This is a genomic window from Candidatus Poribacteria bacterium (assembly GCA_021162805.1).
Taxonomy (GTDB): Bacteria; Poribacteria; WGA-4E; order B28-G17; family B28-G17; genus JAGGXZ01.
Genome location: JAGGXZ010000189.1, coordinates 1 through 9,697, shown reverse-complemented (window position 1 = coordinate 9,697; position 9,697 = coordinate 1). Strand labels below are relative to the sequence as shown.

7 protein-coding genes and 1 pseudogene are annotated in these 9,697 nt (G+C 53.3%); 4 read left to right on the top strand and 4 right to left on the bottom strand.

The features are described from left to right. The 4 genes from J7M22_15380 to J7M22_15365 form a co-directional block, all read left to right on the top strand. On the top strand, positions 1–251 hold a 251-nt coding region (locus J7M22_15380), incomplete at its 5' end, for a hypothetical protein (GenBank protein ID MCD6507988.1). 285 nt (positions 252–536) lie between these two features. Next, the gene (locus tag J7M22_15375; protein ID MCD6507987.1) at positions 537–2,549 is read left to right on the top strand and encodes an HlyD family efflux transporter periplasmic adaptor subunit; all 2,013 of its coding nucleotides are present in this window, start codon (positions 537–539) and stop codon (positions 2,547–2,549) included. A gap of 2 nt (positions 2,550–2,551) precedes the next feature. Then, on the top strand, positions 2,552–3,232 hold the full coding sequence (locus tag J7M22_15370) for an ABC transporter ATP-binding protein (protein ID MCD6507986.1): 681 nt from the start codon (positions 2,552–2,554) through the stop codon (positions 3,230–3,232). A 68-nt stretch (positions 3,233–3,300) separates the two neighbouring features. Beyond that, positions 3,301–4,734 (top strand): sulfatase-like hydrolase/transferase, encoded by a 1,434-nt coding sequence (locus J7M22_15365; protein ID MCD6507985.1) that lies wholly within the window; start codon positions 3,301–3,303, stop codon positions 4,732–4,734. On the opposite strand, the gene J7M22_15360 is transcribed toward J7M22_15365, so the two are convergent. From J7M22_15360 to J7M22_15345, 4 genes and pseudogenes are all read right to left on the bottom strand, one after another. Beyond that, complete coding sequence (locus J7M22_15360) at positions 4,726–6,162, bottom strand: HAMP domain-containing protein (GenBank protein ID MCD6507984.1); 1,437 nt, start codon at positions 6,160–6,162, stop codon at positions 4,726–4,728. The genes J7M22_15365 and J7M22_15360 overlap by 9 nt on opposite strands. Continuing rightward, positions 6,137–6,816 (bottom strand): annotated as a pseudogene (locus tag J7M22_15355) (response regulator transcription factor). Before J7M22_15355 ends, J7M22_15360 begins: the two are co-directional and overlap by 26 nt. Positions 6,817–6,994: 178 nt before the next feature. After that, complete coding sequence (locus tag J7M22_15350; GenBank protein MCD6507983.1) at positions 6,995–8,449, bottom strand: alpha-N-arabinofuranosidase; 1,455 nt, start codon at positions 8,447–8,449, stop codon at positions 6,995–6,997. A gap of 39 nt (positions 8,450–8,488) precedes the next feature. Beyond that, positions 8,489–9,217 carry a phage Gp37/Gp68 family protein gene (locus tag J7M22_15345; GenBank protein MCD6507982.1) on the bottom strand — a complete coding sequence of 243 codons (729 nt, stop codon included), beginning with the start codon at positions 9,215–9,217 and terminating at the stop codon, positions 8,489–8,491. Between the last annotated feature and the right edge of the window lie 480 nt (positions 9,218–9,697).

Genomic DNA, 9,697 nt, shown 5'->3' with positions numbered 1-9,697 from the left:
GCTTGACCTTGAAGACCACACGCGAGGATATGCTATATGCCGTATCCTGGGCGATGATAACTTTCCTGAAGGAAGCCCTCGAGGAGTTCAGAGCCCTTGCCACCTTGAAGGAAATCATAAAGGTCACGGGAGGGGCGGACATACCCGGGTATTCGGATCTGAAGCGGGAGGCTTTAAGGGAATTCAAGTTCGAGAGCGTCCGTGAGGCAAGTCTAAAAGGAGCAGCGGCCTTAAGCAGAGATGAAAGATGACAAAGATAATAGGGCTCCTCATAGAAATGACCTCTGGTTCGCTATGAGATTCATCTCCACCGGAGCGTAAACCTAAAAGGAAGAAATACGTCTCAATCTCCTGAAAAAATAAGAGATTAAAATGACTCAAAATCATTTTAAGCAGATTTACTGTGGGTAAGTTTGTGAAGAACCCTTGATTTTTTCACCTTCCCCCTCTCTCCTAAATCCTGGAGGGGACAGAAGGCTGAAATTCTCCTCCTGTCCCTATCTCAGGAGATAAGGAGGAAATCAAGAGGAGCTACGATGGGAGTCAAAGGATGGGGCAGAAGGGCAGCGATCGGAATCGTTATTTTACTGATGATAACCGGTGGAGCCCTCTACTTCTTTAAATTCCGCCATAGTTCAAACGATAAGGACGATATAAGGGTAGAACGGGTCAGACGGGGCAGGTTCGTGGTGAAGATAAGGGATACCGGCAACCTTGAGCCCCTCATATCGGTCGATGTCAAGTCGAATGTGGAGGGCGAGATAAAGAGGATCTACGTCAAAGAGGGGGATTACGTCCATAAGGGGCAGATCCTGATGAAGATAGATGATAGGCAGATCCTGGAGCAGAAAAAACAGGCTGAGGCGGATGTCAACGCCGCCAAAGCTCAGCTCGAACAGGCCCGGAAGAACACCGAGCTTGCTATAGCCAGATATCAGAGCCAACTGAAGCAGTATCAGGCGGCGCTCGAGAGCGCAAAGGCCGCCTATGAGGCGACCAAGACCACATCGGCACAGCTCATCGCTCAGGCCGAATCCGAGATAAAGGCCACCGAAAACGCCCTCGAACAGGATATGATACAGCTCCGCCAGGCTCAGATAGCCCTTGAGCAGGCGAAGATCACACTCAAACAGTACGAGACGACGCTTAAATCGGCTCAGGTGAATCTGGAAAACGCCAGGGCCGAATATGAGAGGATGCGGGAGCTTTTCAAGAAGAAATTCGTCGCCAAGAAGGAGGTCGAGGACGCTCAGCTCAGATATGCCAACGCCCAGACACAATACGAAAACGCCCTCAAGAACGTCGAGGCTCAGAAAAAGGTGATTCAGTCACAGGAGGAGACCATCCAGGCGCGCCAGAAGGCGATCGAGAACCGACAGGCCACCCTACAATATCAGAAGGACAACCTCAAAAAGCTTAAAGAGGCAAGAGCAGCCCAGGAGAAGCAGGCCCTTTTGGAGGTTCAGACCGCCCAGGAGAAGCTGGATCATCTCAAAGAGGCGGCGAAGGCCGAGGAGGAGATAAACAGGCTCGCCGAGACAACCGCCAAAGCGGCGTTGCTCAGGGCTCAGAGCTATCTCAAAAACCAGGAGGAGAGGCTCGCGTGGACGACCATCACGGCTCCGATGTCGGGCATCGTCACCCAACTCAACGTCGAGGAGGGTGAGATCGTCATCTCAGGCCGCTCCGCCTTCGCATCCATCCCGCCTATCATGACCATAGCGGATCTCTCCAAAATGGTGGTTAAGGTCTACGTGAACGAGGTCGATATAGGCAAGATAAAGGTCGGACAGCCCGCTGAGATTAGGGTCAGCACCTTCCCCGACAAAGTATACCAGGGCAGGGTCAGCGAAGTCGCTCCGAGCGGCCAGTTTAAGGATAACCTGATCAAGTTCGAGGTCGTCGTCGAGGTGCTCGGATCGCCCTCTGAGCTCCGCCCCGGAATGACCGCCGACGTGGATATCATAGTCGATGATAGAGACGATGTCCTCCAACTCCCCATTGAGACCGTGCTGGATAAAGACATTATGATCGTAAGACCTTCCCTTAAGAAGGAGGATCTGGGGAAATTCAAGGTAGGCGATAGGGTTGAAGTGGAGACCCTGATGGGCAAGAAGTATCCCGGTAAGGTAAATGCTATATATCCCGATAGAAAAGATGAGAACATGGAGATCTTCATAGATGAAACAGAGATCGGCCTCCAAACGGGAAGCTATAACCTTCATATCATAACGAAAGACGGCGAGAAGATCGAACATGTCTTCGCCAGCGTCCGATCCGAGAGGAAGCACTACGTCATGCGAAAATCCCCTGAGGAGGAGGCTAAGCTGAGCAAGGAGATACGTGAGAGGCAAAAGAAGGGCGAAGCGCTTATGGGGATAGAGACCTATGTCAAGATAGGGGAGAGAAGCCAGACTTCCGTGGAGATACTCGACGGATTGAAGGAGGGAGATGAGGTCTATGTCCCCTCGATCAGCACCCTTGCCAAGATCAGAGAGCTTAAGGAGAAACAGAGAAGGGAAAGGGAGAAGAAGGAGGGCAAGAGATGAAGCTGATCGAGGTCAGGGATCTCTGGAAGATATACAGGATGGGAGAGGTTGAGGTTCATGCCCTCAGGGGAGTCTCATTTGATGTGGAGAGAGGTGAGTTCGTGGCGATCATGGGGCCTTCCGGATCGGGGAAATCCACCCTCATGGATATCCTCGGCTGCCTGGCTAAACCGACCAGGGGTTTATACAGGCTTGAGGGCGAGGAGGTGGGGAAGCTGTCGGATAACAAGCTCGCTGAGATACGGAACAGGAAGATAGGCTTCGTGTTTCAGGCCTTCAATTTGCTGCCCAGAACCACGGCCCTCCACAATGTGGAACTGCCTTTGATCTACGCCGGCGTAAGCCGTAAGGAGAGAAGGAGGCGAGCGATAGAAGCGCTTGAGGCGGTCGGTTTGGGCGATAGAATACACCACAGATCCAACGAGCTTTCAGGCGGACAGATACAACGTGTTGCTATAGCAAGGGCGCTCGTCAATAACCCCTCCATCATCTTCGCCGACGAGCCCACCGGAAACCTCGACACCAAATCCAGCCAGGAGATAATGAGGATCTTCGAGGAGCTTAACCGCCAGGGCAACACCATAATTATGGTCACACATGAGGCGGACATAGCCGCTCACGCCAAAAGGATAATCCATCTTCGCGATGGCATGATAGAGGCGGATGAGAGGATCACCCCTTGACTTATCCGCCCGAGCGGAATAAACTTTGTGATCGCCCAGAGAACGCCCGTTTTGAAAGGAGATCTGAGATGTCAAAACGGCCCAATATCTTGTTTCTCATGACGGATCAAATGCAGGGACGGGTTCTGGAGCCCGACAATCCCTGTATAATGCCTAACCTCGACCGCCTGGCATCACGCGGCGTCCGGTTCAGACGAGCTTACACGCCTAACGCCGTTTGCTCTCCGGCGCGCGCCAGTCTGATGACGGGGCTCCTGCCACACAATCACGGGGTCCTGGAGGTCATTCACTGCGTGGATCCCGATCAGAGCTGTCTTCGAACCGAAAAGCCCCATTGGGCGCAGAGACTCGCTCAGGCCGGATATCGAACCGGATATTTCGGCAAATGGCATATCGAGAGGACGAACCGGCTTGAGAGGTTCGGCTGGCAGGTCAACGGCGTCAGCGGAGGGGAGCTTTATAGAAAACATAGGAGCTCAATCCTCAAATGTTCATCAACTCCCAGATACCTTCTCTCAAGGAAGATCAATCTCCCCCCAGGATATCAGGAGAAGCTTCTATACGGAGTTGTGGATCAGCCGCCTGAGGAACGGGGGATGGGGATCACTACCAGCTTGGCGCTAAAATTCCTCGACGAGGTCACGCGGGGTTCGGATCCGTGGTGTTGTTTCGTCAGCGTCTCCGAGCCTCATGATCCCTTCATAGCAGGTCAGGAGGCGTTTCGGCTTTATGGCTCGATACAACTGCCGCCCAACGCGCGCGATGACCTGAGCGATAAGCCGGGGATCTACCGGAAAGCCGCCAGAACATGGGCCGATATGACCGATAGGGAGAAACGGGAGGCGGCCACATGCTATTATGCCTCTATCACCGAGATAGATCAGCAGTTCGGCAAACTCATCGATCTGATCGAGGAGAGAGGAGAGCTGGAGAACACAATAATCGTCTTCACCACCGATCACGGCGAGCTCCTGGGAGCTCACGGTCTGTATTGCAAGAACTACTCGGCCTTCGAGGAGGTTTATAACATCCCGCTTATCATCTGCGGGCCCGGTGTGGCTCAGGGCGCCGTCACGAACGCCAGGGTTGGACTTCACGATCTATGCCCCACGCTCCTGGAGATGGTTGGCCTCGATCCGATAGATGTGCCCGACTCCCGATCCTTCACACCCGTTTTGAGGGACCCCGAGGGCAAGTCGGCGAACTTCGCCACCGGATATGCCGAGTATCACGGCACGCGATATAAGCTGACGCAGCGGGTGTTGTGGGATGGGGAGTGGAAGTTCGTGTTCAACGGGTTCGATTTCGATGAGCTTTACAATCTGGACGATGATCCGTATGAGATGGAAAACCTTGCTGGGGATCCCGCCTATCAGGGACTTGTCCAGGAGATGATGGCGAAGATCTGGAAAATTATCGGGGAGACGGGGGATCATTCGCTTTACAACTCACATTACCCTGCGCTTCGAGTTGCCCCGTATGGCCCGCTGATCTCATCCTGAGGAGGTGTTATTTGGGATGGCGGCTTTGAGGAGGATTTTGAAGGTACTCCCTTCGCCTGGGGAGCTATCGACGTGGATCTCGCCGCCGTGGGCGTGGACGATGGCCTGGGCGATGCTGAGACCCAGACCGAATCCCGCCCCTGATCGGCTTCGATCGCCCCTATAGAACCTGCGAAATATCCTTGAGATCTCCTCGGGTGGGATACCTACTCCCGTATCGCTCACCCCTAAGACGGCATGATCCCCCTCCATATCGACCGAAAGCGTGATGTCGCCTTCGGGAGGCGTATATTTCAGGGCGTTATCCACGAGATTAGCGGCTGCTTGAAGGAGTCTGTTCGGATCGGCCATGACGTATACCTCGGATTCGGCCTTAACCTGCAGGTTTAACCCTTTCTCCTCGGCAACTGGACGGAACATCTCAGCGATCCTTCGTGCGATATCGCTGAGGTCAACCCTTTTCATATTCAGCTTCATCAGCCCTGATTCCGCCTCCGAGATATCCAGGGTGACGTTTATCAGCGATAACAGCCTATCGCATTCGGAGATGATCTCCGCCAGCGTCTCCTGATATTCCTCCGCCCTTCTCTCCTGCATCAACGCCACCTCCGCGCTCCCCCGTATCCTGGTGATGGGACTTCTCATATCATGTGCGATGTTATCCGTGATCTCCCTCATCTCCGACACGAGCTTCTGGATATGATCGAGCATCTCATTGAAGGTTGAAGCGAGCCTGTCGATCTCATCCCCTGTTCCCGTCAGCGGCACGCGGCTTTTAAGCGATCCCTTGGATATCTCCCGAGCGACAGAGGTGACGTCCGCCACCCTCCTCAGAGCTCTATGTGCGAGAAACCATCCCCCCAGACCGGCCATCGTGATCACGATCAGCATCGCCGTGGTGAAGACCTCGCGAAAGCTTTCCAGAAGCTTTCCCTCGTTCCTGAGCGAAAGTCCCATCTGCAGGATCATCCCATCGCTCAGCGGGATGTAGAGGATACGAGCTCTGCGATGTTGCTGTCTCGATTCGATCATCGAAGTCGTTTTAAAAGCGGGTTTGCCGGCCAGAGCCATCTTGAGCATCCCTCCATCAATTCCGATCCTCCTCCACCCTGAGATATCGGACGAGGCCAGGATCCTCTCATCTCTTCCGATCAGCCGGAAGAAAACCCTCTTCGTCCCCAAAGCCCTCGCCTCACGGTTTATCTCGCCCTCAAGCGCCTTCAATCCCTCTGACGCGAGCAGAGACCTCATCTCCTCCGCCTTGTCCAACAGGTAGGTATCGGTCTGTCCATGAACGCTACCGATCACCATCACGTAAAAGACGATGAAGGCGATGGAGGAGGAGATGGCGAAGATGACGGCATACCAGATCGTGAGCTTAAAGGCGATCGTTCTCGGCAGGTCACGTATTCTCTTCACGCAGAACATATCCGACCCCACGGATGGTATGGATCAGCTTTCTCGGAGATCCCCTATCCACCTTATCCCTCAACCTGCAGATATGCACGTCCACGATGTTGGTCGAGGGATCGAAGTTGATCCCCAGACGTGCTCGAGTATCATCGATCGGCTGACAACCCTTCCCGCGTTACGCATCAGATACTCCAGCAGCGAGAACTCCCTCGGCGAGAGATCGATCCTCACATTCCCCCTCCTCACCTCTCTGGAGGGAAGATCCATGACGAGATCTCCGACGGACAGTTTCATAGGCTCGGCCGAACCCCTCGATCGGCGTAACAGAGCATGAATGCGGGCCAAGAGCTCGGAGAATGAGAAGGGTTTCACCAGATAATCGTCTCCGCCGACGTTAAGCCCTTTGACCCTGTCATCCACCGATCGCTTGGCGCTCAGGATGAGAACCGGCGTCGATACGCCCCTTCTCCTCATCTCCTCTATGATGCTCAGACCGTCCATCTGAGGAAGCATGAGATCCATCACGATGACATCGTAGCTGCCGTATAACGACTCGCGCAATCCCTCCTCGCCGCCGAAGACACAATTGACGGTGAAACCGGCCTCGCGAAGCCCTTTAGCGATGAAGCCGGCGATCTTTCTGTCGTCCTCTACGATTAAAACCCTCATAGCACCTCACATCATTGCGGGATAGTTCATATCCCTCGGGAATTATGGTAACGCTTTTCTCGTAGGGCGGGGGTTTACCCCCCGCCGAAGACGGCGGCACATAAAGTGCCGCCCTACGAAAGTGTTACCATGATTGTGAACCATCCCCATCATTGCCAGACGAAAGAGAGAGTTCCTCTCATGTTTTAATCTCCAGAAGTGCCACGGATTTCGAGGGCAACAGGGCGGTAACCTCCCCGTCCGAAACCTCAAACTCTCCCTCCATAGGTCTGACGACATCCGGTCTCTCGAAGGTGTTATGTGCTCTCGGATCCTCGGCCGTTAGAACCCTCATAGCGCAATTATTCGCCCTTGCTCCTATAGGAGCGACCTTCACCTTCACATCCTCCGTCAGATGCTGGTTGACCAGGGTCAGAGTGATCTCCCCCTCGTTCCGAGAGGCTGAAAGATCTAAGGCGGGGAGGTCTCCGCCGTCGACCTTAAACGTCAGCGCCGAATCCGTCTCACATCTCAGAAGCTCAGCTCCCATATGTCCTTTGAACATATGAAACGTCCAGTAGGTCGGGGTCAAACACATCTTCGGCCCTTCGGTGAAGGCGACACACTGCAGCACGTTGAACGTCTGAGCGATGTTGGCCATACCGACCTTATCGCAGTGGAGGTTCAACAGGTTCAGGACACGGGCGGCGAAGATGGCATCCCTGAGCGTGTTCTGTTGCCACAGCCCGTTTGGAACCCTGGCCTGCGGATGCCACACCCCCCATTCGTCGAGCGCTATCCAGATCTTCTTCCGTCCCCGAGCGAAGGTTTCTATCTGCTTTGCCGTAAGCTCTATGTAATCCTCAAGCGATTTGACCTGCGCCATCAGGTCATAGTAATCCAAGTCGGAGAAATCCACGTCGTTGCCCGCATGGAAGTATCTGTGTATGGAGAGATAGTCCACCATATAGGGCCTGTCTCCCAGTCCTTTGAAGAAACCCTCGTTCCACTCGGCCCCTCCTCCGCATGCGATGAATTTGACGTCCGGGTTGGCCCTGCGGAGGTAATTTACGAACCTACGGTAGACCTTCCCGTAATCCTCCGGATCGAACGGTCCGCCGCAACCCCAATTTTCATTTCCCACGGACCAGTATCCGACGTTGTAGGGTTCGGGTTGTCCGTTTTGGCGTCGTAGGTTGGCGTAATGGACATCGGCGGAGGAATTGCAATATTCCATCCAGTTCAGGGCCTCCTCTATGGAGCCCGAACCGACGTTGAGGCAGATGTAGGCTTTCGCGCCCGTCATTCTGCAGAACCTTATGAACTCGTCCGTGCCGAACTGGTTCGACTCCTCCTGTTCCCACCAGATGTTCCACCGCTTTGGGCGTTTTTCCCTCGGCCCTATGCCGTCCTCGAAGTGATATGCGTCGGCGAAACATCCTCCAGGCCATCGAAGGATGGGAGGGGATAGCTCCTTGAAAGCCTGAGCGGTATCCTTTCGGATTCCCCCCTCGTTGGGGATCTCCGAGTTTTCACCGACCCATATCCCGTCGTAGATGCATCCTCCCAGATGTTCGGCGAAGTGGCCGTAGATGTTGGGATCGATCCGGCCCTTCACCTCATCAACCCATATGGTCACCTTTGCCTCATTCATCCCATCCTCCTCGATTTTTCGAGTAGCATCGAGTATCCGTCAGAATAGCTGCATTTGGATATCATTTGGGAATTCGTTATATTCCTTTCCATTTAACTTCCGGCCGTTTTTCCATTTCTGGATTCCGCCCCATTGCTTAAAGAAAAACGGAATCCCGGCTTTAGCACATTGCCTCCGGATGTCCTCTACCCACTCTGGTTTCATCGGACGGGCATTAGGGCCTGATTTTCCCCCTACGATCACCCAATGAATACCATCCAAGGGTAAATCGGGCAAGGCTCCTAAAAGGGGCTCACACGAGAGGAAACGGACGCTTGCGGGAACACATCTCAAATCTTCGATCCGAAAGTAATATTGAGGCAGTTCCACGCTTACGCCCATCCACACATTGGAAGGCCACGGGAGACTCGAGGCCAACTCTTTCAACCGAGCTGATCGCTTGGTCAAAATCTGAAAGATATGCCAATGCGCTTTTTCCATTGTCTCAAAAACTCTGCGGATGAAGTGAGATGGAACCTCCTTATGGAAGAGGTCAGACATAGAGTTCACGAAGATCATAGAGGGCTTTTTCCACCGGAGGAGCAAATCAAGCAAGTCCTCGTGGAGGGTTACTCGAAACCCGTTTTTATACCTTGGGTTCCCCATTCTTTGAAGCCGGCGGGCAAATCGTTCTGCATAACAGTGAGTACATCCGGGGCTTATCTTAGAACAACCCGTAACCGGATTCCAGGTCCTCTCAGTCCATTCAATTTTAGTTCTTCCAGCCATAGCTCAAACCCTCAGAGTTTAGAACTGGATGATGTCTCTATCCCGACTTCACTATTTCTCTCCATCTTGAATCTCCCATCGCTTTAATCACACACTCCTCGCCTTCACCAATCTCTTCTTCACTAGATCCACCACCGTTATACCTCAAGCTGTTCCTCCTCCGTCAAACCTAACGCATCGAAGACTACCTTATCCAACTCACAGCAGTTGGAAGTTTATACCTTGCATGGAGAAGGTGTTAGTTTATCCAAATAAGGTCTTACACTATCTTGTAAAGCATTTAAGCTACGCTTTGGTTTATAACCTTTCTCAGACAGCGAACACCCACCTAGCTACTTTCCTTACCCCTCTGACCCAATATCAGTACCTGAGAAAAGTCATATCCGGTTCATCGCAGAGCCATCTCTCGGCAATGAGACGGAGCATACGGCGCCATAGATCCCCTTGATCCCTTCGAGCAAGAACTGCTTGAACATAGTC